The sequence below is a fragment of the uncultured Nostoc sp. genome (assembly GCF_964245445.1).
In the GTDB taxonomy this organism is placed as follows: domain Bacteria; phylum Cyanobacteriota; class Cyanobacteriia; order Cyanobacteriales; family Nostocaceae; genus Nostoc.
The window spans coordinates 1-26872 of record NZ_CAXTNE010000086.1 but is presented as its reverse complement, the minus strand read 5'-3'; the positions used below and the strand labels follow the sequence as shown (position 1 = coordinate 26872).

29 protein-coding genes and 2 pseudogenes are annotated in these 26872 nt (G+C 44.3%); 21 read left to right on the top strand and 10 right to left on the bottom strand.

Annotated features, from left to right (window positions below; translation table 11 throughout):
- Positions 1-218: 218 nt before the first annotated feature.
- The 13 genes from ACFE90_RS16270 to ACFE90_RS16210 all read left to right on the top strand — a co-directional run bounded on the left by ACFE90_RS16270 (position 219) and on the right by ACFE90_RS16210 (position 14940).
- Positions 219-1304, top strand: a complete 1086-nt coding sequence (locus tag ACFE90_RS16270) for an aliphatic sulfonate ABC transporter substrate-binding protein (protein ID WP_375502225.1) — start codon at positions 219-221, stop codon at positions 1302-1304.
- Positions 1305-1335: 31 nt separating this feature from the next.
- The gene (locus ACFE90_RS16265) at positions 1336-1506 is read left to right on the top strand and encodes a hypothetical protein (protein ID WP_375502223.1); all 171 of its coding nucleotides are present in this window, start codon (positions 1336-1338) and stop codon (positions 1504-1506) included.
- A gap of 138 nt (positions 1507-1644) precedes the next feature.
- A complete protein-coding gene (locus ACFE90_RS16260; protein WP_375502221.1) occupies positions 1645-2982 on the top strand; it encodes an LLM class flavin-dependent oxidoreductase in 1338 nt (445 codons plus the stop codon).
- 286 nt (positions 2983-3268) lie between these two features.
- Complete coding sequence (locus ACFE90_RS16255) at positions 3269-4303, top strand: aliphatic sulfonate ABC transporter substrate-binding protein (RefSeq protein ID WP_375502219.1); 1035 nt, start codon at positions 3269-3271, stop codon at positions 4301-4303.
- A gap of 32 nt (positions 4304-4335) precedes the next feature.
- Positions 4336-5133: a class I SAM-dependent methyltransferase gene (locus ACFE90_RS16250; protein ID WP_375502217.1), complete on the top strand. Its 798-nt coding sequence runs from the start codon at positions 4336-4338 to the stop codon at positions 5131-5133.
- A 350-nt stretch (positions 5134-5483) separates the two neighbouring features.
- Complete coding sequence (locus ACFE90_RS16245; RefSeq protein WP_375502215.1) at positions 5484-5642, top strand: hypothetical protein; 159 nt, start codon at positions 5484-5486, stop codon at positions 5640-5642.
- Positions 5643-5648: 6 nt separating this feature from the next.
- Positions 5649-6887, top strand: coding sequence for an acyl-CoA dehydrogenase family protein (locus tag ACFE90_RS16240; RefSeq protein ID WP_375502213.1), 1239 nt, complete (start codon positions 5649-5651; stop codon positions 6885-6887).
- A gap of 262 nt (positions 6888-7149) precedes the next feature.
- Positions 7150-7500, top strand: a complete 351-nt coding sequence (locus tag ACFE90_RS16235; protein ID WP_375502229.1) for a methionine ABC transporter permease — start codon at positions 7150-7152, stop codon at positions 7498-7500.
- A 502-nt stretch (positions 7501-8002) separates the two neighbouring features.
- Positions 8003-9076, top strand: coding sequence for an aliphatic sulfonate ABC transporter substrate-binding protein (locus ACFE90_RS16230; protein WP_375502211.1), 1074 nt, complete (start codon positions 8003-8005; stop codon positions 9074-9076).
- Between the two features lie 71 nt (positions 9077-9147).
- Positions 9148-10257, top strand: a complete 1110-nt coding sequence (locus tag ACFE90_RS16225; RefSeq protein ID WP_375502209.1) for an LLM class flavin-dependent oxidoreductase — start codon at positions 9148-9150, stop codon at positions 10255-10257.
- 29 nt (positions 10258-10286) lie between these two features.
- Positions 10287-11048, top strand: a complete 762-nt coding sequence (locus tag ACFE90_RS16220) for a class II aldolase/adducin family protein (RefSeq protein ID WP_375502207.1) — start codon at positions 10287-10289, stop codon at positions 11046-11048.
- A gap of 46 nt (positions 11049-11094) precedes the next feature.
- Positions 11095-12129 carry an ABC transporter substrate-binding protein gene (locus ACFE90_RS16215; protein WP_375502205.1) on the top strand — a complete coding sequence of 345 codons (1035 nt, stop codon included), beginning with the start codon at positions 11095-11097 and terminating at the stop codon, positions 12127-12129.
- A 273-nt stretch (positions 12130-12402) separates the two neighbouring features.
- Positions 12403-14940, top strand: a complete 2538-nt coding sequence (locus ACFE90_RS16210; RefSeq protein WP_375502203.1) for a calcium-binding protein — start codon at positions 12403-12405, stop codon at positions 14938-14940.
- 38 nt (positions 14941-14978) lie between these two features.
- Here ACFE90_RS16210 and ACFE90_RS16205 read toward each other — a convergent pair whose 3' ends face one another.
- Entirely contained in the window at positions 14979-15128 is a 150-nt protein-coding gene (locus ACFE90_RS16205; RefSeq protein ID WP_229546604.1) for a hypothetical protein, read from the bottom strand.
- A 143-nt stretch (positions 15129-15271) separates the two neighbouring features.
- Here ACFE90_RS16205 and ACFE90_RS16200 point away from each other — a divergent pair, with 143 nt between their 5' ends.
- The 3 genes from ACFE90_RS16200 (at position 15272) to ACFE90_RS16190 (ending at position 17991) form a co-directional block, all read left to right on the top strand.
- On the top strand, positions 15272-15511 hold the full coding sequence (locus ACFE90_RS16200; protein ID WP_375502200.1) for a hypothetical protein: 240 nt from the start codon (positions 15272-15274) through the stop codon (positions 15509-15511).
- 244 nt (positions 15512-15755) lie between these two features.
- Complete coding sequence (locus ACFE90_RS16195) at positions 15756-17198, top strand: NAD(P)-binding domain-containing protein (RefSeq protein ID WP_375502198.1); 1443 nt, start codon at positions 15756-15758, stop codon at positions 17196-17198.
- A gap of 526 nt (positions 17199-17724) precedes the next feature.
- Positions 17725-17991 carry a hypothetical protein gene (locus ACFE90_RS16190; protein WP_375502196.1) on the top strand — a complete coding sequence of 89 codons (267 nt, stop codon included), beginning with the start codon at positions 17725-17727 and terminating at the stop codon, positions 17989-17991.
- Positions 17992-18200: 209 nt separating this feature from the next.
- Here the strand turns inward: ACFE90_RS16190 and ACFE90_RS16185 are convergent, their stop codons facing one another.
- Positions 18201-18722 (bottom strand): GNAT family N-acetyltransferase, encoded by a 522-nt coding sequence (locus ACFE90_RS16185; protein WP_375502194.1) that lies wholly within the window; start codon positions 18720-18722, stop codon positions 18201-18203.
- A gap of 142 nt (positions 18723-18864) precedes the next feature.
- Here ACFE90_RS16185 and ACFE90_RS16180 point away from each other — a divergent pair, with 142 nt between their 5' ends.
- Complete coding sequence (locus ACFE90_RS16180) at positions 18865-19224, top strand: sensor histidine kinase (protein ID WP_375502192.1); 360 nt, start codon at positions 18865-18867, stop codon at positions 19222-19224.
- A 653-nt stretch (positions 19225-19877) separates the two neighbouring features.
- On the opposite strand, the pseudogene ACFE90_RS16175 reads toward ACFE90_RS16180, so the two are convergent.
- Positions 19878-20268 (bottom strand): annotated as a pseudogene (locus tag ACFE90_RS16175) (HNH endonuclease); the annotation flags it as partial.
- Between the two features lie 374 nt (positions 20269-20642).
- Between ACFE90_RS16175 and ACFE90_RS16170 the strand changes: the two are divergent.
- On the top strand, positions 20643-21158 hold the full coding sequence (locus ACFE90_RS16170; RefSeq protein WP_375502190.1) for a hypothetical protein: 516 nt from the start codon (positions 20643-20645) through the stop codon (positions 21156-21158).
- 127 nt (positions 21159-21285) lie between these two features.
- On the opposite strand, the gene ACFE90_RS16165 is transcribed toward ACFE90_RS16170, so the two are convergent.
- The 3 genes from ACFE90_RS16165 to dnaB all read right to left on the bottom strand — a co-directional run bounded on the left by ACFE90_RS16165 (position 21286) and on the right by dnaB (position 23166).
- The gene (locus ACFE90_RS16165) at positions 21286-21678 is read right to left on the bottom strand and encodes an ASCH domain-containing protein (RefSeq protein ID WP_375502188.1); all 393 of its coding nucleotides are present in this window, start codon (positions 21676-21678) and stop codon (positions 21286-21288) included.
- Complete coding sequence (locus ACFE90_RS16160) at positions 21675-21869, bottom strand: DNA methyltransferase (RefSeq protein ID WP_375502227.1); 195 nt, start codon at positions 21867-21869, stop codon at positions 21675-21677. Before ACFE90_RS16160 ends, ACFE90_RS16165 begins: the two co-directional genes overlap by 4 nt.
- A 64-nt stretch (positions 21870-21933) precedes the next feature.
- On the bottom strand, positions 21934-23166 hold the full coding sequence (dnaB, locus tag ACFE90_RS16155; RefSeq protein ID WP_375502186.1) for a replicative DNA helicase: 1233 nt from the start codon (positions 23164-23166) through the stop codon (positions 21934-21936).
- Positions 23167-23347: 181 nt separating this feature from the next.
- Here dnaB and ACFE90_RS16150 point away from each other — a divergent pair, with 181 nt between their 5' ends.
- A complete protein-coding gene (locus ACFE90_RS16150; RefSeq protein ID WP_375502184.1) occupies positions 23348-23998 on the top strand; it encodes a hypothetical protein in 651 nt (216 codons plus the stop codon).
- 242 nt (positions 23999-24240) lie between these two features.
- Positions 24241-24693: an Hsp20/alpha crystallin family protein gene (locus ACFE90_RS16145; protein WP_375502182.1), complete on the top strand. Its 453-nt coding sequence runs from the start codon at positions 24241-24243 to the stop codon at positions 24691-24693.
- Positions 24694-24828: 135 nt separating this feature from the next.
- Here the strand turns inward: ACFE90_RS16145 and ACFE90_RS16140 are convergent, their stop codons facing one another.
- The 3 genes from ACFE90_RS16140 to ACFE90_RS16130 all read right to left on the bottom strand — a co-directional run bounded on the left by ACFE90_RS16140 (position 24829) and on the right by ACFE90_RS16130 (position 25724).
- Positions 24829-25041 (bottom strand): hypothetical protein, encoded by a 213-nt coding sequence (locus tag ACFE90_RS16140; RefSeq protein WP_375502180.1) that lies wholly within the window; start codon positions 25039-25041, stop codon positions 24829-24831.
- Positions 25042-25104: 63 nt separating this feature from the next.
- Positions 25105-25407 carry a 3'-5' exonuclease gene (locus ACFE90_RS16135; RefSeq protein ID WP_375502178.1) on the bottom strand — a complete coding sequence of 101 codons (303 nt, stop codon included), beginning with the start codon at positions 25405-25407 and terminating at the stop codon, positions 25105-25107.
- Positions 25408-25475: 68 nt separating this feature from the next.
- On the bottom strand, positions 25476-25724 hold the full coding sequence (locus ACFE90_RS16130) for a helix-turn-helix domain-containing protein (protein ID WP_375502176.1): 249 nt from the start codon (positions 25722-25724) through the stop codon (positions 25476-25478).
- A 406-nt stretch (positions 25725-26130) separates the two neighbouring features.
- On the opposite strand from ACFE90_RS16130, the gene ACFE90_RS16125 reads away from it, so the two are divergent.
- A complete protein-coding gene (locus tag ACFE90_RS16125; protein WP_375502174.1) occupies positions 26131-26613 on the top strand; it encodes an SLATT domain-containing protein in 483 nt (160 codons plus the stop codon).
- Between the two features lie 78 nt (positions 26614-26691).
- Here the strand turns inward: ACFE90_RS16125 and ACFE90_RS16120 are convergent.
- A pseudogene (locus ACFE90_RS16120) lies at positions 26692-26872 on the bottom strand (hypothetical protein); the annotation flags it as partial.

Sequence of the window (26872 nt, the reverse complement as noted above, 5' to 3'; positions counted from 1 at the left end):
TGTTAGCTATTATTAATTATTTGTTATTAATGTGAAATACTTTCTATTTTTGTCGTCAATAACACTATATTTTTACGATTTAATTTATATCATACTTTATCTAATAACAGTAATTTATTTAAAAAAAACTTAGATTTTAAATTTGACCTATAAGTTTGCTTTTTTAAATCTAACCTCGATTTTAAACTTAGATTAAAAAATGCTGAGAGGTAAAAAATATGTTTACTCGATTGATAAATCAGTTTTTAGACGGCATCAAGAAAATAAGCTTATTTCAACATCACGATATTAAAATTTTTATTCTCTTCTTTTTTATTGGTATAGGTTTTAATCTAGCGATCGCTTCTTGTACTCCTAGTAATTCAGCTAATGCACCTGCACAGCAACCCCAAGTCCCCAAGCTAACAGTGCTGAAAATGGGACATCAAAAAGGAATGGCACTGCTGAATATTGTGAAAGCACAAGGAAGTTTAGAAAAGCGCTTACAACCCTTGGGTATTTCTGTTACCTGGAATGAATTTTCCTCTACAGCACCTTTATTAGATGGGATGGGTGCAGGTGCAATCGTTTTTGGTGGTGGTGGCGGTACAGGAAGCGTGTTTGCTCAAGCAGGAGATAAATCATTTGTCAGAGTTGCAGCCGGTACAGGTAGCACTAGAGGTTCAGCTATTTTAGTCCAAGAAAATTCACCGATTAAGACACTTTCTGATTTAAAAGGTAAGAAAGTTGCTTTTGCAAAAGGTTCTGGTCAGCACTATATTATTGTGCGTGCTTTAGAGAAAGTAGGTTTGAAATTTAGTGATATTAAACCTCTCTACCTGACACCAGCCGAAGCTTTCCCAGCGTTTGAGCGTGGTGATATCGATGCGTGGTTAATTTGGGACCCTTATACTGCTGAAGCTGAACGTAAACTTCGCACTCGTCTATTGGCAGATAATAGCACTGTATTTGGAGACAAAGCCCCGCTAGAAAGCCCAAGCTTTTATTATGCTGCTCCAGATTTTGTGCGCGATCATCCAGACATTCTTAAGACAATTTTACAAGAGTTAAAAAAGGCTGGTACTTGGTCTAGAGAAAACTATCAGGATTCCGCCAAGCTCCTTTCTAAGCTGTACAAAATTGATCTAAAAACAATGGAAACTGTAGAAAAACGTGGTGGTCAACGTGAGGTATTACCAGTAACAGATGAGGTTTTGAATGGATTGCAACGTATGGCAGATACTTTTTATGAACTCAAAATTATTCCTAAAAAAATTGATGTCAAAGATAAAAATTACAACTGGTTCCCTGAGCAGAAGTGGTAATTCATAATTAATAATGTATACACTTTCGCTCATGTTTTTGTTGATTATAGTAGGCGATCGCATGAAGTTTTCCACCAATATCAAGCGTCGATTATTTTTAATAGCCTTTACATCATTTGCGGCTTCTACAGTATTTTCTAGCTGTAGTTCGCCTCAAAATAATTCTGTGGCATGGCTAACAAAAATTATGCGGTGGGTTTAGCAACTGTACAATCAAAAGCAAATGATCCCAACATCCAAAAACTAAATCAATTGGTTGTCGATCCCAAATTGAAGGATTATATCAATAAGACTTCAAGGGGACATCGCACCTGTATTTTGAACTTGATACGGAGGACTAATGAGCAGATCGAAGCAATTAAAACTAGGTGCTTTTATGCGCCCGGTAAGCATACATACAGGCGCTTGGCGCTATCCTGGGGCTTTGCCTGACGCTAATTTCAACTTCCCAGCGCTGAAACGATTCATCCAGAAACTAGAGCAAGGCAAGTTTGACGCATTCTTCATGGCTGACCACTTAGCGGTGCTGAATATGCCAATCAACGCACTGAAGCGCAGCCATACTGTCACATCCTTTGAACCTTTTACCCTACTTTCTGCCCTTGCCAGCGTCACCGAACACATCGGGCTGGTAGCCACCGCTTCCACGACCTATGACCAGCCTTACCACATCGCTCGCCGCTTCGCGTCTCTCGACCATATTAGTGGCGGTCGCGCTGGCTGGAACATCGTCACCACAGCCAATCCAGACGCAGCGCTCAACTTTGGATTAGAAGAAGAGATAGAGCATGATGAACGCTATCGGCGGGCTAGAGAATTTTATGATGTTGTCACAGGTCTTTGGGATTCCTTTGCTGATGATGCGTTTATTCGGGACGTGGAAGCAGGGATTTATTTCGACCCTGCAAAGCTTCACGTTCTGAATCATAAGGGAAAATATCTCTCGGTGCGAGGGCCATTGAACATCGCCAGACCTGTCCAAGGTTGGCCGGTAATCGTTCAAGCAGGCGCATCCGAAGCCGGACGGCAATTAGCTGCCGAAACTGCCGAGGCTGTGTTTGCACCTGCTAGTAATCTGGAGGCTGGCAAAGCTTTATTTGCAGACATTAAGGGACGGGCGCAGGCGATCGGACGTGACCCAGACAGTATAAAAATCCTTCCAGGGGCTTTAGTCGTTGTGGGAGAAACCGTCGCCGAGGCACAGGCCAAGCGTGTTTATTTAGACAGCCTAGTACATTATGACAGTGGGATCGCCAGTTTAAATGGTGCGCTTGGCTACGACGTTTCGGGTTTTGATCCCGATGGCCCCTTGCCAGAAATCCCACTGACTAACGCTGGTCACTCTTCACGAGAAAGAGTAATAGCCTTAGCGCAACGTGAGAACTTGACTATTCGACAACTGGCGCAACGTATTGGCAGTTACGGCGGGTTGGCTTTTGTGGGCACACCCCAAACCATCGCCGATGAGATGGAAAAATGGCTGTTTGAGGAAGGCTCTGACGGCTTCAACATTATGTTCCCTTTTCTTCCTGAAGGGTTAAATGATTTTGTTGACAAGGTTGTGCCAGAACTCCAACGGCGTGGGATTTTCCGCAAAGAGTATGAGGGTAAGACGCTACGCGAAAATCTCGGACTGGCGCGCCCTGCTAATCGCTTTTTTCAAACTAGTCTGGTGTAAACTGCGATCGCTAGTATCACACCTATTGTTTCTTTCTTTTTACCACTTGCATCAATAGCACCGTCATCCTCGCTGCTTGATTTTTAAATTAGCTTGTGGTAAAGTCCGTGCAATCATAATCTACTGTAAATCGGTCGGTTTACAGTAGATTGTTTAGATGAGAGAGTTGGTAAACAGAGTCTAACCGCAAAATAAAAAATTTCCCATCTTCAACTTTTACATCATTCCAAAATCAGTTTTTTAATTAAAGCCTGTATTTTAAACCCCAGAAAATTGGTAATACATCATGGTAGCAATATCTAGAAAACGCAACTTTCTAATTTTATTAGTAGCTGGAGTATTTACTCTCTCCACAACTTTAGTAAGTTGTAAAGCACCAGATACACGAGAAAAGGCAGCAGTTGCAGCTCCTAATGGCATTAAGACAAAACTGTTAAGAATTGGCTATTTTACTGCTGCGGATATAACCAGAAGTAGACAAGTTTTAGAGAAACGTTTGAATCCCTTGGGTATTCAAGTGCAGTGGGCACAATTTACAGCTGGGCCACAGCTTTTAGAAGCAATAAATGTGGGCAGTTTGGATGTCGGTGCTGTTGGTGAAACTCCACCCATATTTGCCCAAGCAACTGGTATTCCTTTTGTTCTTCTTGCTAATACTATACCGAGCAGTGGTGAAGGTACGGCGATCGTAGTACCGGAAGACTCCCCAGTCAAAACTATAGCTGATTTAAAAGGTAAGGGAATTGCCTTTCAAAGAGCTACTGCTAGTCAATACTTTGTGGTGAAAGCTTTGCAGGAAGGAGGATTAGAGCTAAAAGATGTTAAGCATCTCAATCTGATAGCACCAGAAACTCGTGCAGCTTTATCACGTAAGAGCATTGATGCAGCTGTGTTAAGCGATCCCCACCTGGCTATATTTCAGAGAACAGAAAAAGTTCGGATTATTCGTAATGCTAAAGGACTTTCGACCCAAGGAGGCTATTGGATAGCTGCCCGTAGCTTCGTTAAAGAAAACCCTGAGCTAATAAAAATTGTCCTTGAAGAAGTCCACAAATTAGGTAAGTGGTCTGAAACACATAGGCAAGAAGTTGCCGAAATTGTCGGGCGTGATGCCAAGCTTGATTTGCCAACTTTAGAAACAATAGTCAAACGGCGGCGTTATGGCATCAGACCGATTACCGATAAGGTAATAGCAGGACAGCAAGAGATATCTGACTTGTTCTATAAGCAAAAATTTATCACCAAGAAGATCAATGTTAAGGATGTAACACTTTCCCCTGAAGAATATGCTGCTATCACTCCACCAGATATTAAACCATAATTTGTAATAAATGATAATATGACTACAAACTTATGGCAGATGACAGAAGTCAGTTAAGAACCACTTTTAATCAAGTAGCACTGCTGTATGACCAAGTTCGACCAGGATATCCAGAAGCGCTTTTTGACAATGTGGTGTCTCTCTCAGAAATCACTCCAGACGGAAGGATATTAGAGATTGGTTGTGGTACTGGTCAGGCAACTGTGCCCTTTGCCCGCCGGGGTTATCGTATACTCTGCATTGAGTTGGGTGAGAATCTTGCTACGGTTGCCCAAAAAAATCTGGCTGCTTATCCGCAAGTAGAAGTGCGTAACATCGCTTTTGAGGATTGGGTGACCCAAGAAAATGCTTTTGATTTTGTGATTTCGGCGACTGCTTTCCATTGGCTTGACCCAAGTATTGCTTACAAAAAAACGGCTCTTGCCCTCACATCTAAAGGAGCGATCGCGCTATTTTGGAATGAACATGTATATAGTGATGCTAGTAATGGCTTCTTTGAGGAGGTACAGGAGCTATATCGCCGTCTAGCTCCTGAGTTAGTTAAGGATGACAAGCCTCTTCCTCGTGAGCATGAAGTCCCTAGTAAAACAGGTGAGATTGAGCAAACGGGTTTGTTTGGTGAAGTGACATATCGCTCTTATCGATGGGATGCAGAATATGATAGTGCAACTTATCTCAACCTCTTGAATACCTACTCTGGTCATCTCAGTTTGGATAGCGTTAAAAGGGCACGTTTTTTTGATGCGATCGCTGAATTAATTAATACCAAGTTTAATGGTCAAATTACTAAAGGTTACTTAACTACTTTATACGTAGCCCACTTATTGTAATCTTATCTAAATCATTTTGCAGATATGATTAAACAGTTACGTTTTGTAAGGAGGACAGTTACCCCAACACAAATACCCGTTATGTATGGGATTTTAAACACCTTCGAGTAGGATAAAGATTGTCCTTGAAGAAGTTCACAAATTAGGCAGGCGTAGGCGACTGGCGTTTTCCTTGGACTTACTCTGTAGACGCTTTTTTGCTTTCAACTTTGAGTCTTTCTTGCAAAAAGACGTTAAAACAGATTGACAACTTGGGGAAAATTTGGGAGTATCAAACTACGGTAATTCGGTAGATTTTTAGTGATTTATAAAACTTAAATACATCTAAAACCCTTACAGAGGTATGGTTTTTGTCGAGTGCAGTCGGTGGCTTGAATATGTTACCAGATGTAATCGCCTCAAGGCTGGAAACATTCTTCAACTTTGTAGTGCTAAAGTCGCGTCACCCAGAAATAGCAATTGCCTCACCACTCACCAACATAGATTTTCCACAGGATATTCGGAGATAGAAACTAATGATTAAGAGTCCAGAGAAACTTGCAGATACGACAATTCAGTTTTCGGCTCCTGTGAGAGCAAACTCGCCGGAACTCCAGCAGCTTTTTGATTTTATTGCTCTAGGAGCAAGTGAGCGCGATCGCGATCGCATCCTTCCTTATAATGTGGTTGAATTAATCCGACGTTCCAGGTTGGGTGCATTGCGAATCCCCGTAGCCGAAGGTGGTGGCGGTAGCACCGCACGTGAACTATTCGAGGTCGTGATTCGGCTGGGGGATGCCGATCCAAACGTGGCTCACATTGTGCGAAATCATTTCTCTGTTACAGAGCGAATTTTACGTTCTGAGCGCACCCAGAGGAATCGCCGATGGCTCAAGGCCGTTGCTGATGGTGCAATTATTGGACTCGCTACAACTGAACTGGAAACCAAGCGATCTGGTGGCGGCCAAGTCGTGAATACAAAATTAACACTTGATGGCGACGGCTATCGGCTGAATGGTACTAAGTATTACAGCACTGGCAGCCTTTATGCAGACTTGATTTTTGTGCGTGTACTAGTACCCGATGGCACTAAAGCGTTTATACTGATTCCTACTAACCGTGAGGGGATTGACCTTGTGGATGACTGGGACGGTTTCGGGCAAAGACTTACAGGCACAGGAACGACTACATTCACCAATGTCCGTGTAGAGGCAGGCGAAGTACTTTTTGAGACAGATACAGATAAAGATAACCTGCCATACAACATCGTCCCGCAATTATTTTTAACAGCAATTAATGCTGGTATTATTCGCAGCGTTCTACGTGATGCTACAGCCCTCATCCGTAACAGACCCCGGACTTTCTACCATGCTGTATCCGAGCAAGCCTCAGAAGACCCAATCTTGCAACAGACTGTCGGGCAGATTGCCGCCAATGCCTTTGCGGCCGAAGCGATCGTCTTGGCGGCAGCTGATGGTCTTGATCGCCTCCCTGCTGCCCAAGCTCAGGGTGAAGAGGCAGAGACGGCTGCGGCACTGGCAACTTCTCTGAGTGCATCCAAAGCCAAATTGATTGTCGATGATTTGGCTCTACGTTCAGCTACCTTATTGTTTGAAGTTGGTGGGGCTTCCACAACAAAGAAAAGCTCCAACTTTGATCGTCATTGGCGCAACGCCCGTACCTTATCCTCACACAACCCAAATCACTTTAAGGCTCGTGCGATCGGCGACTACGAGATCAACGGTACACCATTGCCGCAACGAGGATTCTTCTAATTTTGTTTAGATCCCTGACTTTTAACATACGGGAAATCACTTTGTGAGTATTTATTCAGAAGTCGGGGATCTCGCAGCCAACCGAAACCGTTGAGAAGAACTATGAGTGCAATTAATACTACTTTTTTGAGAGGAATGGCACTAAGTTAACGGCAAACTCATTATCTATAAGGCTTCTGGGTGTCGGGTGTTGGGTGTCATGAATAGGGTGTAGGGGGTAGAGTGTAGAGTGTAGGGGAGGAGACGGCGTTGGTCGGGGCTTCTGATTTTTGGCCGCATCGCTGAAACCAGCATTTTAGAAGTTGATAAGGAACTAATAGAAGCTGCTCAAGCAATGGGGTGCAATTATTGGCAAATTGTTCTCAAAGTATTGATTCCCGAAGCTTTGCCTTCATTGATATTAGGTATGACGATTCTAATTGTGAGTTTACTTAACTCTTTTGCGATGGCTGGGGCTGTGGGTAGAGGTGGATTAGGTAATTTGGCAATTCAATACGGCTACCAACGCTTCGATGTAGGGGTCATGTTTTCTACCATTGTGGTTTTGATTGCACTAGTACAAATTATTCAATTTATAGGTAATTTAATTGCACAGTGTATGAGAAAACGCTGAATGAAAGCAAGGAGACAGAGAAGCAATATATTACCCAGCATTCATCATTTACAATTTACACTAATTACAAATGTTAGACAAGAAAAACGCTCTGGCATTAGTTACATTACAAGGTCGAGAAAACGAACCAAAGATTCAAAAGTTAAACCAGCTACTCATTCATCCAAACGTCAAAGATTTTATCAACAAAGAATACAAAAGAAGGATTATACCAGTTTTTTAGAGATTGTCGCTCAAATCGAAGAATTATTTTGATATTTGTGTCTATAGTTTTTTTACATTTTATTTTCTCACTACTTGAGTGTAGATTCACATAGAAATACCTGCACTAAATTCTCATAGTCAAAGATAAAGAAATATTGATTAGATTTGAACAGATTATCAAAAGGTGGTATCTTCTTTATAAATACTACGGTAAATCAATTGATTTAGTGTATTATAATCGTTATTATCATAGATATGGCTGCTTAAACTCCTAAAAATTGATATCAAGGAGTCAATTGTGGTGAATTATTTAAAAGAACACCGCTTTCAGTACAAACAAAAATTTTCTGCTAGTACAATCTTTGCGATCGCAACGTTTTTTCTTGGTTTGATAGCTTCTAGTTGCAGTCAACAAACAGCTATCAATGCCGCAGCTAACTCAGATTCCTCTTCAAACACTGTCACTACCAAAACTACAGAGAAAAACAATGTGATTCGTTTAGGCTACCAAAAAGGCGGGATTATTCCGATTGCGCGTCAACGAGGTGAGTTAGAGCGTCAGTTAGCGACGCAAAATATTAAAGTTGAATGGAGTGGGCCATTTGACCGTTGCGCTACGCTTTTAAGTTCTCTCAATGGTAATCGAGCGGATATTGGCGGATGTGGTGATATTCCTTCCATCTCTGGAATTGCTGCTGGGCAACCTCTTTGTATTGGTACTGTACAGCGTCCTAGTCCAGATTCTTTGAGTAATGCCATCTTAGTTAGTGGTGATTCTCCCATTCGTAAACCGGCTGATTTAGTAGGTAAAAAAGTTGCTGTTAATCAAGGTGGTGCGGGCGAATATCTGTTATTAAAAGTTTTGGAAAAAGAAAATATTCCTTCATATAAAGTCCAGCGAGTTTATTTATCACCGAATGACGCTGCACCTGCTCTATATCAAGGTTCTGTTGATGCGTGGGCAGTTTGGGAACCTTATATTTCCATTGCCCAATTAGAACATAAGGCGCGAAGAATCACCACTACACACCCTGCTCCTACCTACGGCATTATGGTTGTTCGTGGTGATGCAGCTAAAGAAAATCCTGTGGCAGTGAAGGCTGCTCTTACTGCTTTGAGTGAGGATGGTGAATGGTTAAATCAACATACTAATGCTGCATCAGATTTTTTAGTTAAACAGCTAAAAGTCTCTGATACTGTAGCCAAGCAAGTGACTAAAAATCGAGGCCCAGAGTCTTACGTCTTTCCTAATACTGGGGATATCGCCAATCTTCAGAAAACAGCTGATTGGTTACTAAAGCAAAAAATTATTCCGCAACGAGTAGATGTTGCTACAGCAGTGTGTCCGTTAGAAACTACCGCCGCTAGGTAGGAAAGATGAAAAGAGGCAAAGAATAACTGCCACTAAAAACTTAAATAACAAAGATTTGGAGCATAATTAATATGTCTGTGGAATTTATAGGCATGATTGGTACGCGAGAAGTGTCTGAATTACATAGCCCTACCGTATCTATTACGGGAGGAAGTATAGACTTAACTTATGTTCGCAAATTTGCAAAAGTCCATGAAGATGGTGGCTTTGATCGAGTGCTAGTTGGTTATAGTTCTACAGGACCGGATGGCTTTAATGTAGTCAGTTATGTGGCTGCTGCAACAGAACGACTCAAATTTTTACTTGCACATAGACCGGGTTTTGTGGCTCCCACTTTAGCCGCCCGTAAATTAGCAACATTAGATCACTTTTCTAATGGTCGCGTTGCAGTGCATATCATTACTGGTGGGAGCGATGCCGAACAACAACGCGATGGTGATTGGCTCGATCATGATACTCGCTATCGTCGTACCGATGAATATCTTGATGTTGTGCGGCGAGTTTGGACGAGTGAAGAACCTTTCGATTATGAAGGGGAGTTTTACCAACTAAAACAAGCATTTTCGGAAGTCAAACCCTTACAGCAACCGCATATTCCGATATATTTCGGTGGTGCTTCTGGTGCTGCTGTAGATGTAGGTGCAAAGCACAGTAATGTATATGCGTTTTGGGGAGAACCCATAGCTGCTATTAAACAACGGATCGCAGAGGTGAAAGCCGCAGCACCGCCTGGAAAAGATTTACGATTTAGTGTTTCCTTGCGTCCGATTTTGGGCGAAACAGAAGCAAAAGCATGGGAAAAGGCGCGTTATATTCTCTCACGGATCAATGAAAACCGTGCGGAAGCTGGAATTCAATTATCTGCTGGTGCTTCTTTCCGACCTCAAGCTGTTGGTTCATTGCGGTTGTTGGATTTTGCTAAGGAAAGTGAAATTCATGATAAGCGTTTATGGACACCGATCGCAGCTGCTACAGGCGCTCGTGGTAATACTACTGCTTTAGTGGGGACTCCAGAACAGGTTGCAGAGTCATTATTTGATTACTACAAAGCTGGAGTGACAACACTATTAATTCGCGGTTTTGACCCAGTGGAAGATGCGATCGCCTACGGTCGAGATGTGATTCCTTTGGTACGTCAACAAGTGCGACGGCAAGAACGACAAACAGCAACCGTAGCTTAATGTACCTGTGAAACAAGAAAAAGAAAATCATGGCAAATTTCACTAGAGCACAACCGCCAGTCTTTGAACGAATTGAAGAAGAACGACTCTATCGCAAACAACGCCTTGCTGCGGCATTTCGACTGTTTGCTCGTTTTGGCTTTAGTGAGGGAACAGCAGGCCACATTACCGCCAGAGATCCAGAGTTTACCGACCATTTTTGGGTAAATCCCCTTGGCAAGTACTTTGGCCACATCCGAGTTTCTGACTTGATTTTGGTCGATAGAGAAGGAGAAGTTGTCAAAGGTAATGCTCCTGTCAATCGCGCCGCTTTTGCCATTCATTCACAGGTTCATGAGGCGCGACCTGATATAGTTGCAGCTGCTCATGCTCATTCTCTGTATGGTAAATCTTGGTCAAGTCTTAGTCGCCTGCTCGATCCCCTAACTCAAGATGCTTGTGCTTTCTACCAAGACCACACTCTCTTTAATGACTATAAAGGAGTAGTTTTAGATACTTCAGAGGGTGAAAGAATTGCTGAATCTTTGGGAGACAATAAAGCTGTCATCCTGCGGAATCATGGTTTTTTGACGGTGGGGCAGACAGTAGACGAAGCTGCTTTTTGGTACATTTCTTTTGAGCGATCAGCTCAAGCCCAACTGCTTGCAGAAGCAGCTGGCAAACCACTTCCCATTGACCACGAAACAGCAACTTTTACTCATAACCAAGTAGGAACCCATTCCGGCGGTTGGTTTAGCTTTCAGCCACTCTACGACCGAATTGTGAGCGAAGAACCAGACTTACTAGAGTAGTTGGTGATTATTTTTCTTCCTTGTCTTTTTATACCCAAAAATTAACGTGTCTACCAATTGGCTATCGCAAAATTTTTTCTTTTCTCTGGGTTGCTTGTTAGCCCTAGCAACAACGGCTTGCTCACAGGTGAAGTCTACTAGTCCAACACCGATCGCTGCTAATCTTAGCTCATCCCAAATCGCACTATTGAATACAACTCAACTGCATGTTGCTAAATCTAAAGGTGGCTGGGACTTAAATTTAAAGTTAGCTAAACTAGATAATTTCCCTTATCAAACTCAATTTACTGAGTTTACTGGGGGTAATTTGATGGTACAGTCAATCAATGCTGGTGCGATTGACTTGGGTTCAGCTAGTGAAATTCCGCCGATTTTTGCGATTGAATCGAAAGCATCCGTAAAAATTATTGCCACTCTCAAAGGGCCGACGATTGGTCAAGTTGTACTCGTACCTAAAGACTCAACTGCCAAGACGATCGCTGACCTCAAAGGTAAAAATGTGGGTTATGTTAAAGCTACGACTGCCCACTACTTCCTGATTAAGATGTTGGAAAAAGTCGGGCTAACGATAAAGGATATCAATGCAATTCCTTTATCGATACCCGATGGGCTTTCGGCTTTTCGTAAAGGACAGCTTGATGCTTGGGCTACCTACGGTTATTCTATTCCCCAAGCCAAAAAAGAAGGGGCACGGGTGCTGGAATCTGCAAAAGATATTTTGAGTGGTAACTTCGTAATTATTGCTTCACCCAATGCGATCGCCGATCCGCAAAAGAAAGTAGCGATCGCTGATTTTCTCTGTCGTTTGCAAAAATCCCAAACTTGGCGGGAATCTCATCTTAAGAAGTGGTCGAAGAATTATGCAAAGACCATTGATGTTGATGAAAGTATTGTTTATCAGGATGCCAAGCAAGGACTACAACAGCGTCGCCAAGAATTACTTCCTGTTTCTGATGAAGCTATTGCTTCTCAGCAAAAGGTTGCTGATACCTTTTTTCAAACGGGTGTAATTCACACAAAAGTTGATGTTAAACAACTTTGGGACAGCAGTTTTAACAAAGATATCGCCAAATGCCGATAATTGCAGCAAGAAGTAAAAAGCTAAATGTCAAAATCACGTATCTGCTCAATAAATCGGGGCGAACTACCAGTTCAGGAACGAGTTTACGCCATTTGAGCCTTGTCACTGAGCGATTTACCCCGGATTATTGAGCGGTTACGAAACCAGTCTAAGTAGATGCTACATTTATTTAAACTACCTATCTAGGGTTTTTCCCCGCTGGCAGGGCTACTCATAGATGACACCTCTGCCAGCGAATATCTCTGAATCAAACTTATAACCGAGGGGATTGATATGGCAGACATTATTGGAGACAACAAGAATAACACTCTAATTGGCACGTTTGAGAATGACGCTATCCTTGGTCAGGGCGGTGATGATAACCTCTTTGGTCGGGGCGGCAATGATGACCTTTTGGGTGGGGCTGGCGATGACTCGCTTAATGGCGAGGACGGCAATGACCTTCTCAATGGTGAGGGCGGCGAGAACACCCTGCTTGGTGGGTTCGGCGATGATGTCCTCCTTGGTGGACCTGGCAATGACCTTCTCGATGGCGAGGAGGACGACGATCAACTCCTTGGCAGAGGCGGTGACGACACCCTGCTTGGTGGGTTCGGTAATGATGCTTTCCTTGGTGGAGTTGGCAATGACCTTCTCGAAGGCGGGGACGGAAATGACCGACTCGCTGGAGAAGACGGTAAAGACCAACTCTTTGGCGGGGAAGGGGTTGACACGCTCAATGGCGGGGCTGGCGATGACCAGATTGATGGCGAGGCTGGCAATGACAACTTGATTGGTCAGGCTGGCGATGATATCCTCCTTGGCGGGGCTGGCAATGACCGACTCGAAGCAGGGGACGGGGATGACAAAATCTTTGGTGGGACTGGCAATGATACTGCTGACTATTCAAATACCACTGCTGGTGTCACCGTTAGCCTAGCAACTGGAACTGCCAGTGGAGGGGCTGGGAATGATGTCCTATTTAATATCGAACAAGTCTTTGGTTCTGGTTTCAACGATTCCCTAACTGGCGGGCGCGGTAATGACACCCTCTTTGGTAGAGGTGGCAATGACCTGCTTGATGGTGGAGTTGGCGATGACCTGCTTGATGGCGAGGAAGGTAACGATATTGTCCGTGGTGGGTTGGGCGATGACACCTTGCGTGGTGGGACTGGCAATAACCGACTCTTGGGTGGAGCTGGTGTTGATACTGCTGATTATTTCAGTGCCACTGCCGGAGTCACGATTAACCTTGCCACTGGAACCGCTACGGGGCAGGACAGGAATGATGTCCTGTTGGAGATTGAAAGATTCGTTGGTTCTAGGTTCAATGACACCCTCCTTGGCGGAGCTGGCAATGACTTCTTCCTCAGTGGTGGGGACGGGAATGACTCTGTCAATGGTGGGGCTGGTAATGACCGCCTCTTTGGCGATAACGGCAATGACACCCTCCTTGGCGGGACTAACGACGACTTTATCAATGGCGGGAACGGCAATGACTCCCTGCTTGGCGGTAGCGGCATTGACATCCTGCTTGGTGGGGCTGGCAATGACCTTCTCAATGGTGAGGACGGGAGTGACACTCTCATTAGTAGAGAAGGCAATGATACCCTGCTAGGCGGCAGCGGCAATGACATTCTGCTTGGTGGAGACGGGGATGACCAACTCCAAGGTGGAGGCGGGGATGACCAACTCTTTGGTGGGACTGGCATTGATACTGCTGATTATTTAAATGCCACTGCCGGAGTCACCGTTGACCTTAGCACTGGAACTGCCAGTGGGGGAGATGGGAATGATGTCCTGTTCAATATCGAGCAAGTCTTTGGTTCTAGTTTTAACGACTCCCTGATTGGAGGAGGCAGCAGTGATACCCTCTTTGGCAGAGGCGGCAATGACACCTTGCTTGGTGGGGATAGTGATGACTTTCTTGATGGTCAGGAAGGTAATGACCTCGTCTTGGGCGAGGATGGGAATGACAGCCTGTTTGGCGGGGCTGGCAATGACCAAATCGAAGGAGGGGAAGGCGATGACACCCTCCGTGGCGGGGTCGGCAATGACACTCTCCTTGGAGGGCCTGGAAATGATGTCCTCATAGGCGTTGATACTAACGGTTCTAATTCTCCTGGATTAGGGGAGGTTGATATCCTAACTGGAGGGCCTGGGGAAGATCAGTTCTTACTTGGAGATGCTACTAATGTCTTCTATGACGATAACAACAATGGAAGTAGTGGTTTGGCAGACTACGCTACCATCAGTGGCTTCAACTCCAACGAAGATACAATCCAGCTCAAAGGAACACTGGCAGACTATCGCTTGCAGACTGTGGGAGCCAATACAAGTGTATTTCTGGACAACTCAGGAGAGCCAGATGAACTCGTTGGTGTTGTGCAAGCGTCGTCTCTGAGGCTTGATAGTGACGACTTCCTGTTCTACGAGAAAGAAGATGCTGGACAAGGGACAAACAACACACTAGCCACTGCTGAGAAGCTAGGTACTTTAACATCAGGTTCAGAAGTTAATACCTCTGCTCAACTGGCAACACTTCCAGGGAGGAAGCCTGATTTCGACTTTTTCACATTTTCTTTAGCTAACCCAGGAACTGTGACTATTAGCACGCCGAATTACAGTGGTACCTTTCCAGTTCTCGGCCTATTTAATAGTGCTGGGAACTTACAGAGTTCCAGTAATTCTCAATCAATCACCGCTTCACTAGGGGCAGGTACTTACTCCATTTCAGTAAGTGATTATGATTACTTCCCTCAAAATGGCGGAACTTTCAGTTCTGGCTTTTTTGACCCTGGTTCTTATACGCTAGGAGTCACTGTAGCCTAAAGACAAATGGTACTAAGAAAAGCGGAAACAGTTGCCAATTAAGAAGTTTGCAGTTGTTTACGTAATTCTTGTCGAGGTTTTGTCATGAAGGGGTAAGCTTTGGGGCGGCGTTTTTGAACTCGTGGTTCCCTGCGTGCGGGACGGTCAGTAACGACTTTGTGAACGATAATTTTGATTGTTCTGCTCATCCATCATTACTATCCGCTCAATAAATCGGGGGGAACTACCAGTTCAGGAACGAGTTTACGCCATTTGAGCCTTGTCACTGAGCGATTTACCCCGGATTATTGAGCGGTTACAAAATCACCTTATTTTTAATAAGGGTAAAAATATGTTTCATGGAATAGAAAGAGAATTATTAAATGGAGTACCTTGGTTATTTGAACAACAGTCTCAATTACCACATCATCTCCAATTAACAGATCAGCAAGAACATGAGAACTGTGATATTTGGGAATTCCCACCACAAGAATCTGCTGCTCGTGAGCGTGTTCTTAAGCAGGAGATAAAACGGTTTGAGATTTTCAGCAAACTAAAAAGTTTTTCTTTAAAGGCGATTGCCAATAAATAAAGATAAGCGTTATCAGCTACTCAAATTAATAGAAAATTTCAATTAATTTGCAATGTGCAGTACAGCTTTACCGGGGTAGCTTCTTTCAAGTATTTGAGTACATTAGCACCGCTTCGCTAACAGTCAGTAATTCTTTTATTCGTAAAGCTTAATATTAGATAAACTAATTATTAGTTCCTCATGATATTATGCTTTTCAGTATCACTAATCTCGATAAAATCTCATTTCATTCTCAAATACCGACATGACAACAACGACTGACCTCGATTTTGCCGCACGTGAGGCGTTGCGCCTACTCGGCCCCGATCCCGAAAACTGGGTGAGCGATCGCTCAGGCATTGACCACAATGTGACGATAGTAGGCGGTAGTGGCAGTGGCAGCACCTTTGCATTTGCCCTGCGGCGTGCCGGTATTGGCCGCGTGACAGTCATCGACGAGGCTCTTGACGAAGCTCATGCTGGCGTGTGGCTGACGCGGGCGCGGATGAAAAAGCTACGCACACCGAAAAACCTGCCAGGGCCAGAACTGGGCATTCCGGCACTATCATTTCAAGCTTGGTACGAGGTGCGGCACGGTGTTGAGGCATACGCAGCGCTTGACCGCATTCCACGAGTGGCATGGGCTGAGTACCTCAGCTGGTATCGGCATTTTCTGGGCATTCCAGTTCGGTATCAGACGAAGTTGGTGCGAATTGAGCCGGACGCAAATTTCTTTCGTCTACACCTAGAAGTGAACGGTGTCGCGCAGGTGGAAACCACACGTAAAATTATCTTCGCCAACGGTGTAGCTGGCACTGGTGGTCCAAATATACCGCCTGTATTGGCATCTCTGCCACGCACCTTATATGCACATACCGCCGATGAAATCGACTTCAACAATCTGCGTGGCAAAACAGTAGCAGTGCTGGGTGCTGCGGCCTCAGCCTTTGATGCGGCAGGAGTGGTATTGGAATCAGGCGCTAAGGCAGTACACCTGTTCGCACGGCGATCAGCGATCGCATCTCTGCCAGTGAATCGCCTCCGAGGTTATCCTGGGGCTTACTATAACTATCCGCAGCTACCTGATGCAGCTCGCTGGTTCCAAGCCTGGCGCTTTCATCAAGTTGGCTCTACACCACCACCAGATGCAATCGAACGGGTAATAGCGTTCTCTAACTTCCACCTGCACCTATCCGCACCGTGGAAAGACGCTTCCCACCAGGGAGATCGCATCGTCGCTCAGGTAAATGATGATGTTTTCGAGTTCGATTTTGCGATCGCTGGTACTGGCTACTTTGTTGACCCGACAAAGCGGCCGGAACTCGCCGAATTTGCACATCACATCGCACTTTGGCGCGATCGCTATGAAGCCCCAGCCGACCAGCGTGACGATCAACTCAGCACCCACCCTTACCTTGGCAGCGCCCATGAATACCAAGAGAAAGTACCTGGCAATGCCCCCTACCTGAAAGACATCCATGTGTTCAATCCTGCTGGCTTCATCAGCTTCGGTCTGCCCATCGGCGACGTACCCAGCATCCGACGCGATGTGCCAGCAGTAGTGGCACGCATCAGCCATGACTTGTTCTTTGCTGACTGGTCATTACACGAAGCCCGGATCACTAGCGGCAACATTTCGCCGGACTTCGACACATTATTGTATGCAGACGCGGTATGGAAACAGCAAGCCAAGGTGGCAGTCAGCTAAATCTGCGTAGCGTTTATAATTCACGCCTAATGTGAATTAAAATGGTCTGCACCCAGATGCAATCGCTATTTATCACTCTAAACAATACCTTCGCCAAAAAAAGAGTATGAAGAGAGAGGGCGCTCTGTAGTAAAGTTATTGTATACAGTGACTTTTTATTTGTCGCTGTGCCAAATTAGTGTCATCGTAGGGTATAAAGCTTAAACTCTCGCTTCGTTAAGCTTAGAACCAGCGCAGGGAACTTACAAGCTGTATCAACACAAATTGTTGCAAGCCTAAAGTGGGTAAAGTTTAACTTGATGACACGAATTTGTCTCAACGCTATTTAATTTGTCACTGTACATTTAGGCTTCAAGCTAAATCAAACACTAGTAGCTGATGTCCCTTGCAAAGATGAGCAAGCCACAGCCCAAGCTGAACTATACAGCCACCTAGAATCCCCAGCCGAAGCTGTAGCCCCCACCCAAGATCCCCTGACATTTCATGACCGCCGCATCATTGGGGAGATTATCGAAGTCGCCAAGCATTGGATGCAGCAGTGGGGCTAGATGACTTCATTAAGGTGGCGAGGATATCAAGAACAGCTACAAAACAACTACCCACAGAAGAAGAGTTACTTGATCTTGAATTTGATTCGCTGACGAATGATATCAAGTCCGGTGAATCACTTACGATTACCGTATCTGTGCAAAAATCTCAAAAGCCTCTTTCCCCCTGCTCCCTGCCCCCTGCCCCCTGCGGTTTTAATGATAAGTCTTTAGCCGGACATGATATGACAAGTGGGAATGGTTAAAGAGATACATTCCACAAGCGAAAGATTTAGTTGCAGCGTAAGAAAAGGGGTGGGCAGGAAGGCCCACCTATATGGCAAGGAGCAAAACTAAATTATCAGTTTATCGGAATAGAACAACGAAATTCATTGAGAAATCAAGATTGTGAGATTGACTTTGAACCTACAAAGACCGTTGGAATGCTTTTATAGTCGTGTGCAACAAGCTCTCGTTAGGCATCATGGTTGAAGTATAATGCCAGATGCTCCTCATCGAAATATATACCATCAATAAATAAAGCATCACGCTCTAAGCCGAAGCGCTCAAAACCGCGTGAGTTATAAAGAGAGCAGGCTGCTAAATTGTTTGTAGTGACCGTGAGGACGATCTGTCGCAGACCATCAAGCCGTCGAGCATGGGATAATGCCTCATCGAGAAGTGCGGTTCCAACGCCTCGTCTGCGAAACTCAGGCAAAACATACATACTCCAGAGAGAACCAATGTGAACACGCTTCAAACGACTCTCGCGTGAAAAGCCGAGCATACCAATAAGTTTGTCTCCATCGTCGAAAGCACCGAAAATGCCGTTGGCAGAATCATCGTGAGGGCGAAGTCTGGCAGCAAATTCGATCAAAGAAAAACAGGATTCCTGCTCATAACTGGAACCAAAAGCCGTCGGTGACTCTCTCAATGCTTGGAGACGCAGTTCACGGTAAACGACGACATCCTGGGAGTTTAGAAATCGGATTTCCATTTCAAAAGCGAGAAAGGATATCTAGAATTTTTCTGGATACTGTCCAATAAAGCATAATACAAGCGCGAGTCGCCCAAGGCAATCTACTGAAGTTGAGGCATCAAGGGTTCAGGTCAGGTTAGAGTTGAGGTGGAAAAATAAATTGAGCGACTGCCGCGATCGCTTGCAGCAAATTGTCAGAGAATTACTTGCCAATGCGATTAAATTTACATTAAAGCAAGGAGTAGTAGAAGTTCAGCTTGATACTATTGATTCTCTAGCTACGATTCAAATCAAGGATACAGGTGTGGGAATTAGTGCCGAGTTTCTGCCTTACGTCTTTGATCGCTTTACTCAAGCAGAGGTTCCTAGCAGACACTCGCCAGGAGGACTGGGATTGGGGCTGGCGATCGCACGTCAACTCGTCGAACTGCACGGTGGTACAATTGAGGCAGCAAGTGATGGAATTGGACAAGGCGCAACGTTTACCGTAAAATTGCCTTTGATCATGGCAGTTAACTAGGAAATAGGGAATAGAAGATTTTTTTGGTCGTTAGTAGCTTAATTTTTGTTCTAATGACGTCAAGGCGGAAGCATGCTACAGCCTGCGCGAAACACCCAAACGTCTAGGCAAAAGCTGCTGCAAGGAAGGCGGAAGCTGCTACAGCCTGCGCGAAACACCCAAACGTCAAGGCAAAAGCTGCTACAGACTGCGCGAAACACTCAAATGTCAGCCACTTTCGTTTCCCGGTAGTGTTACGACGAGTTGTACTGCATTCGCTGTACGCTAACCGTGTTTAACTTCTCTAGCAGGGATTTGGGGAGGTGACTACCCATTACCCGCATTTAACCCATGCACCGAAAGTAACAGTTGCCATACTGTTAAATCTGGGCTATGAATTCAACCCTTGGGTTCGGGCGGTAGGAATTTAACCTACAGGAATGCTAAGTTATCAATCATTTGTTCCAACAGATACGACTAGTTGGTTTTGCTTGCCTCTTTCCTCTTTCTTTTTGAAAAGTTTTGAGAGAACGAATCGCACTAGTGCTTCACTACATATATACTACACAATGTATTATGAGGTGTCAAGGGCATACTACAAACTTTTTCAAAGAACTGAGAGGGTAGCGTTATGTAATCGCGGTATTGCCCTCTGTGACTAGGTTTGAAGTAAATTACTCGTTATCACTTAGGCGTTGTGTGTTCCAAAACTGTTCGGCAAATGCAACTGCTGGGTGAATTGGAGCTTTGGGCTTGCTTTTGAGTACCATTCCAGCTTCATGTAGTAAGCGTAGATGCGTTCGCGGAGCGTTGCCGAAGGCTAGCGGCTTGTCGTCAGACATCGCTCTTGATTGAATTACACTTCTCACACGCTGTTACAACGTTGTCCCAGGTATGCTGTCCACCCTTAGAGCGGGGAATCACATGTAAGAGTGTTAAATGCTTGGTGCTACCGCAGTATTGGCAGGTGTGGCTGTCACGCTTTAACACTTCACGCCGATTTACAGGTGGTACTTTCCAGTGGCGTTCGGGATTACCAACGGTTAAGCGGATATGTTCAGGAACGATGATTCTGGTTGTTGCACAAGCCTCATCAAATGAGCAATCAAGCTGGTCTTTAACCATAAAAACTAGCTTGGTCATCTCGTCTAAAACTTCAGTGCTATACATCTGTTCCCCAAAATTTAAGTGCTGTGTTAATCGCATCCGTGATTTTTTGATGCTCCAGGTTTCTAACATACAGCGCCGCCGTTGTCCCAGCCTCCGCGATGATGGTAAACAGTGCGGGGGAGTCTGGTTTCGCCTTGGTTAGATACAACAAAACCTTGATTAAATTATCTTCTGGATTTTCCTTTTCCAGTTCTTTTAGAGCATCGTAATTAGTTCTGGAAGCTAGCGCGAGTTGGTGATATTCAGTTTGGGGCGTGAGGAATCTTAGAATGTTTTGGATTGCATTGCCTACTAGGTCGTCGGACTCAAAAGCTCGCGCATTGCCATCACTGATTTTATCTAAAGTTTTGACCTGTGCGTGGTCAGCAGCAGCGTTGGTTGCGGCGGATAAAAGCTTGCGTAGAACCGGGTTTCAGATGGATGACCAGTTTGAAGCCTTCGACACAGCCGTTGCAGACAGCATTGTTGATTTGCGTGGCGCTCGGATTATGCAGCGAGTGCTGATCCGTATCGCTGGTGGAGACATGGGACGAATAGCTGCACAGATGGGGTCAAACTCTACTGCAATGACCGGACGAATACCAGCCTGTACCATCCCCGCTTCTATCCCGCCGCCACTAGCGAAAAGTACTATGGCGATCGGTGCATCATCTGGCAGAACTGGTTTTATTTTTGTGTTATCAAAATTTTTGCAGACATCTAATTTTGGTGATGGCTTTTTGGATTTCGCTTTTTTGATAAAGGTTGACCCATCAAGTAACTTTTTAGTTTCGAGGTACGGATAGAGGCATCCTTGCCTATGAAATTGTAAGCTTTTAAGACCGTCCTCTAAGAATTTTTCGTGTGTTTTAGATAACTCAACTATTACTGGTTTTGGCTTCGGAGGTAGCGTATGACTTGGGACTGTTTTAGTCACGCAACCACTTCCATGACCAAATCATCGGGTACTTCAAAAATCCCCAACTGCCCAATGTAAGGAATCGGTGTAATCTTGCGTGGATTCTCCAGCTTCCAGTGATACTGTTCAGCCGTCCCCCAGCCAGATACAATTTGTGAAAATCGGCAATCAACTATTGTGACTATACCGATGACTTGGCCACGACGTAAAGAGATTAATTCTGGGATTACTACCCCCATGCTTTGGCAAAATTCTCTCGCTAGGTGGTACTCTTTTTTGGTACAAGTTTTTGCAGCGTGAATCAGAATGTCGCCGCGATAATGAATAGGCCAGCCACGGTTTTCAATATTTTTGAGAGCATAAATAATTGCCCATGCCCAAGGCTGACGAACTGTGATTGCTTTCATAACATTTGTGCTGATGATTGACTGAACAAAGCTAAAACCTGCTGCGACAAGCGAGTAGCAGCAATCTCACAATATTGTTCGTTGATTTCGATACCCACAGCGCGACGATTGAGGTCTTTAGCACACTTGAGAGTAGTGCCAGTGCCAGCAAATCCTTTACTTCGTGGGGCCCCACCTTCCCCTTTTCTCAGTCCTCACAGCCAGTATTTACCTACTTCAATAAATTGGTTCATTGGTTTATCCTCCAGTAGCTCCTTAAAAACTACGACCACGAGATAAATTCTTGAATCTGGTAAACTGATGGTCAAATAAAAGCTTGACTGTACCAGTTGGGCCATTGCGTTGCTTGCGAACTACTAACTCAGCAATGCCACGATCTGGGGTATCGGGGTTGTACATTTCTTCGCGGTAAAGCATGATGACAACATCACTGTCTTGCTCAACAGCACCACTGTCTTTCAAATCACTTAGTACAGGGCGTTTATCGTTACGGTGTTCAACTTCGCGGTTGAGTTGGGACAAAGCCAGTACAGGCACATCCAAATCTTTGGCTAATCTTTTTAATCCGCGGCTGATTTCACCGACTCGTTGAGCCATGTTCAACCGTGAATCAGTATCAAGAGCCATCAGCTGTAAGTAGTCAATGATGACAAGCCCAACACCACCGTAATGGGATGAAATTCGGCGGACTTGGCTACGGATTTGATTAAGAGAAGGGCAAGATTCGTCGTTGATGAAAATCTGTTGTTCGCTTAACTCCGCGATCGCCACGCTCAAGGATTGCCACTGGCTCTCAGAAACATTCCCAGTTTCCAAGAAGTTATTTTCAATGCCGGATTCGCTGCTCAAGAATCGCTGTACATACTCATCAGTAAACATTTCCAAGCTGAAAACGCAGATAGGCATCTTCCCAGTTTTGGCAACATTAAGAGCGAGATTACCAGCCAAAGCGGATTTACCAACAGAAGGACGAGCAGCCAGTACATACAACCGTCCTTTGCAAAAACCACCGCCGAGTATACTGTCCAGGTCATAAAATCCACTCCTTGCTGCTGGTGAGCCTGTACCAGCATGACGCGCTTCAATTTCGGAAAAAGTGTCGGCTAGGGCATGAGAAATATGAACCAAGTCAGAGGTAGAATGCTCAGATGCAATGCCGTAGACTTTTTGTTCGGCTTTGTCAAGAATTACAGGTAAATCAGTTTCGGTGGCATAGCCGAGTTGAACAATCTCAGCGCCAGCAAGGATTAACTGCCGCCTTTGGTATTTTTCCATCACCAAGTCAGCTAAAGCATCGATGTTCACAGCTGACACAGTACGGTCAACCAGACTAGCCAGTTTATTGCGTCCACCGATACGGAACAATAAACCATTATCAGACAACCAGTTGGTGATGCAAAGCAAGTCCGTTGGCAATGAGAGGCTGTACAGTCGTAGGGCTGCTTGATAAATGTCTTTGTGGGCATTGATGTAAAAAGCATCTGCCATTTTGGTGGGACACGCGCACGGCAAGAATTGGAATTGAACTCGATTTTGAAATGGCGCAGTCCATTTAACAAGGAGAATTGGGAGCGCTGGGGGCAACCGTTTGGGTAGGTTAAAGATAACTTAAATATTGCTGTATTCTTATAGTCAGTGCTTTCACTGCTAAATACCTACCGAAATTTTTATGCATCGCTCATACACTGCTAGGCTTGTGACAGTGGCCTTGGCTTTAATTGGTTTTGGGTTAGATGTAAAAAGTGCGATCGCACAACAGCTTTACACATTCAATGCCACTTATGACGTATTCTCCACGTCTAAACCCATCACACCAGATGTTTCAGTAACAACTATTTCAGGGCAAAGTATTGATGCTCCTTATGATTTAACGAAAGTTAGCGGTTTAACTTACAGCCAAGTTAACTTTGCTATTGGAGAGTTCCGATTTAACACAGATGCCGCAACATTTAGCTTGCAGGGCTTGCCAGCAGGCGAAGTAGTGTTGTTTGGTAATGGCAGTAATAAATTGTTTGGCACAAATAACGCTACTGGAATAATTGACTTTCTTTCCTCAAAAGGCACTGCCACAAATATTTTTACTATTACTAGTGGTGAAGGTTTATTTTTTGGCGCTGTCGGCACACTGAGACTTAGAGAGGTTTATCAAATCAGTCTAGACCCAAATATTCCTACAACAGGCAAATCAAAAGTTAGTGGAACCATTCAGGTATTTTCTCAAACAGTGAAAGAGCCAAGCACTACCACTGCGTCGGCTCTTATAGGCATGATGGGGGGGTTTTGGCTGCGCCGACAACGAAATACGCACACTTCGGGCTGACATAAGAACGCGATGTGTAGTCAAATTCAATTCAGCATTTATAGGGTTTACCGAACTAATAATTTTGCAGTTTTCTACACCTTGTAATTCACCTAATCATTCTTGCGGTAATCATCACTTATTAGGTGAAAAAACCGAATTCACAAGCTTTGTAATTTTCAATAATATGGTAATCAAAGCAAGGAATTAAATCCTAAATTAATTGAGCAAAAAACTACTACTGGTACAAGGGATAAATTAATATGCTAGTTCGTCGTTACAACCCCTGGCAAGAATTGAACACTTTAGAACGTCACATCAACGGTTTACTTGGAGATACCAAAGTACCATCTGGACGGTTTGAAAAAGACTTTATCAAAGTTCCACCTGCTGAGTTGCAAGAAACTGATGATGCTATTCTTCTATTGCTTGAACTACCAGGACTTGAAGCTAAAGACCTAGATATTCAAGTCACTGAAGACGCCGTTCACATTAGCGGTGAGCGCAAGTCCCAAACTAAAACCGAAAACAATGGCACTACCAAGAGCGAATTCTACTATGGTAAATTCCAACGTGTAATTCCTCTATCTGCTCGAATTCAAAATACCAATGTCACCGCAGATTATAAAGACGGTATTTTGAATTTGACACTGCCCAAGTCTGAGCAAGAAAAGAACAAAGTTGTCAAGGTTAATCTTGAACTTCCTGCTGCCTAATTGGTTGTGAGAAAACTACTCTACCGACAATAATTGATTGAGATGGCTAAAAGCCCAGTTATGAGATGACTGGGCTTTTTTGTATGCATCGCTCTTGGGTTTTCCTCGCTTGAATTGGAGCGATCGCCCCTTCGCTCACTTTCCAAGAGAACCATCGCAACTATCCCCCCACACTGCTATAAATTCTTCCCACTCCTCCTCAGTCTGGAGCGGTTTGTCTTTGGTCAAGCCTACTACTCGCGCTAGCTTTCGGGCTTGGTCTATGCTCTCGCCAAGCTCAACGAACTGGTGTTCTAGCTTGGGGTCGTAGCCTTGGGCTATCGGAAAAGCATACTCAGTATCAGTCATGCGGAGGTTAAGGAGCGCGTTTGCCTCAGCAAGATAGAGGCAGGCGATCGCTCGAAGTTTCCTTTAAGAATTTACTTTGGCTGTCACCTTCTCTAATACTGTCTCCAAACGGTTGGTAAACTCGGATGAGCGATCGCAACTCATAATCAATTGCTCAATTGCCCGTGTCATCGCCACATACAATAACCGCGCTTCTTCTTCGGGTGTATTATACTGCTCAGGCATAAAACCAATGCCTGGGATGCAAACCACTGGAAACTCTAGCCCTTTAGATGAGTGCATGGTTATGAGTTTGATGCTTGGCTCGGCTGGGTGATAGTTGCGGCTGTCATTGTTAGCATTAACCCATTCGATGGGGATTTGCATTTGTTGGAAGTCGTTATATATGCGATCGCACCCAAAAGCGATCGCTCACATCAAAACTGAGCAAACAACTAATTCGGTAAATACTTAGCTAATAAATCCTGACCCTGAGCGCCCATCTCATCAAGCTTCTGCTCAATAAGCTTAATCGCCATCGGCGACGGCGTTGAGCGTCCATTCTCCCAACGGTTAATCGTGGTATAAGTAACGCCTACAGTGGCTGCAAATTGTTCTTGCGTAAGCCCGAAGGCAAGCCGCAGATCATTCATGATCCGCCCCACCCCTGGCTGTTTGATAGCCAAGGGTTTTTTGATAGTCATTTACTTTGAAACTTTACCTTCTAGCTTAAGTAGCCGATACTATATTATTTGTTACATATTAACCATGCAAAATTGCCGTTTCCACCAGTGAATACGCGCAAATTATGTTTTAATAATAAAATTTCTTGCTTTAATGAAGGCAATTTTTTAAGTGATGTTGAACTTGAATTCTTAAAGGAAAAGTTTGGATGGGTGATCGCACATAAGCGGGCAGGTACGCCATCGCACCCCATCAAGCAAGTATCATAGTTAACCAAAGGAATTCTTAGAGGAAAAGTTTGGATAGGCCATCGCCCTCCCACTTTCTCTTAGAACTGATCGCATAATATGCAAATTGTCCATCCGACTTGTAATCGTCAGGCTACAAGCTTAGATTTAAGTAGGTGTAAATTATATAACTCAACTTATGAACGAAAGGGCTAGTGAAGTCATTCAGACTCAGAAAGCTTCTCAATTAGCATTAGAACATTGTCAAAAATGGGAGAAGCATTATAGATTAAGTAGCACAGGTTTCCAGTGGGCATATTTTCTTTCACAGTTTGCTGCTGTTGCTTTATCAGGAATTACACCAATACTAATCTTGATGGATAATACACCTAAATATGTCCAGGCAATTCCGCCTGCAATAGCATCTATTTCTGCGTCTTTGGCTGTTTATAATTGGAGGTTTAGTTGGGTTCGTTCCCGACGTGCTGCTGATTCACTTGAAAATGAAAGACTAAATTTTGAACTAAGAATAGGTTCAGACTACAATCTAAATCTGCCCGATGAAGTAGCAATTGAAAATTTTAGAAAAAATGTCATGCGAGTTCAAAATCAAACTGTAGAACAATGGGAAAAGATAGTGGTCAAGGAATCTGAAAAGCCTAATATTTCCCAACAGAATTAGTCTTGGGTGAATCACACATCTTTTAAATACTGTTGCGCTTTTATTTAATGCGATGCCTAAGGCGGCAAGCTACGCACCCTACAGCTGCTCCATCTTAATCCCCGGCACTTCCATCATCACCGTAGTAATCGGCACGAGTCGCCCCACAGTGGTGTAATAGCTATTCCCCACTGGCGTTGTAGTTGAACGCTTCCGAAACCGCTTCTTATGCTGGAGATACAGGTAAACCTCACCACTACATTGATGTTGATGATGATAA

Bases quoted from the DNA above. Each gene is read 5' to 3' on its own strand.
- ACFE90_RS16270 (WP_375502225.1), top strand. From the start codon at position 219: ATGTTTACTCGATTGATAAATCAGTTTTTAGACGGCATCAAGAAAATA.
- ACFE90_RS16265 (WP_375502223.1), top strand. From the start codon at position 1,336: ATGTTTTTGTTGATTATAGTAGGCGATCGCATGAAGTTTTCCACCAAT.
- ACFE90_RS16260 (WP_375502221.1), top strand. From the start codon at position 1,645: ATGAGCAGATCGAAGCAATTAAAACTAGGTGCTTTTATGCGCCCGGTA.
- ACFE90_RS16255 (WP_375502219.1), top strand. From the start codon at position 3,269: ATGGTAGCAATATCTAGAAAACGCAACTTTCTAATTTTATTAGTAGCT.
- ACFE90_RS16250 (WP_375502217.1), top strand. From the start codon at position 4,336: ATGGCAGATGACAGAAGTCAGTTAAGAACCACTTTTAATCAAGTAGCA.
- ACFE90_RS16240 (WP_375502213.1), top strand. From the start codon at position 5,649: ATGATTAAGAGTCCAGAGAAACTTGCAGATACGACAATTCAGTTTTCG.
- ACFE90_RS16225 (WP_375502209.1), top strand. From the start codon at position 9,148: ATGTCTGTGGAATTTATAGGCATGATTGGTACGCGAGAAGTGTCTGAA.
- ACFE90_RS16220 (WP_375502207.1), top strand. From the start codon at position 10,287: ATGGCAAATTTCACTAGAGCACAACCGCCAGTCTTTGAACGAATTGAA.
- ACFE90_RS16210 (WP_375502203.1), top strand. From the start codon at position 12,403: ATGGCAGACATTATTGGAGACAACAAGAATAACACTCTAATTGGCACG.
- ACFE90_RS16205 (WP_229546604.1), bottom strand. From the start codon at position 15,128: ATGAGCAGAACAATCAAAATTATCGTTCACAAAGTCGTTACTGACCGT.
- ACFE90_RS16200 (WP_375502200.1), top strand. From the start codon at position 15,272: ATGTTTCATGGAATAGAAAGAGAATTATTAAATGGAGTACCTTGGTTA.
- ACFE90_RS16195 (WP_375502198.1), top strand. From the start codon at position 15,756: ATGACAACAACGACTGACCTCGATTTTGCCGCACGTGAGGCGTTGCGC.
- ACFE90_RS16185 (WP_375502194.1), bottom strand. From the start codon at position 18,722: ATGGAAATCCGATTTCTAAACTCCCAGGATGTCGTCGTTTACCGTGAA.
- ACFE90_RS16170 (WP_375502190.1), top strand. From the start codon at position 20,643: ATGTTTTGGATTGCATTGCCTACTAGGTCGTCGGACTCAAAAGCTCGC.
- ACFE90_RS16165 (WP_375502188.1), bottom strand. From the start codon at position 21,678: ATGAAAGCAATCACAGTTCGTCAGCCTTGGGCATGGGCAATTATTTAT.
- dnaB (WP_375502186.1), bottom strand. From the start codon at position 23,166: ATGGCAGATGCTTTTTACATCAATGCCCACAAAGACATTTATCAAGCA.
- ACFE90_RS16150 (WP_375502184.1), top strand. From the start codon at position 23,348: ATGCATCGCTCATACACTGCTAGGCTTGTGACAGTGGCCTTGGCTTTA.
- ACFE90_RS16145 (WP_375502182.1), top strand. From the start codon at position 24,241: ATGCTAGTTCGTCGTTACAACCCCTGGCAAGAATTGAACACTTTAGAA.
- ACFE90_RS16140 (WP_375502180.1), bottom strand. From the start codon at position 25,041: ATGACTGATACTGAGTATGCTTTTCCGATAGCCCAAGGCTACGACCCC.
- ACFE90_RS16135 (WP_375502178.1), bottom strand. From the start codon at position 25,407: ATGCAAATCCCCATCGAATGGGTTAATGCTAACAATGACAGCCGCAAC.
- ACFE90_RS16130 (WP_375502176.1), bottom strand. From the start codon at position 25,724: ATGACTATCAAAAAACCCTTGGCTATCAAACAGCCAGGGGTGGGGCGG.
- ACFE90_RS16125 (WP_375502174.1), top strand. From the start codon at position 26,131: ATGAACGAAAGGGCTAGTGAAGTCATTCAGACTCAGAAAGCTTCTCAA.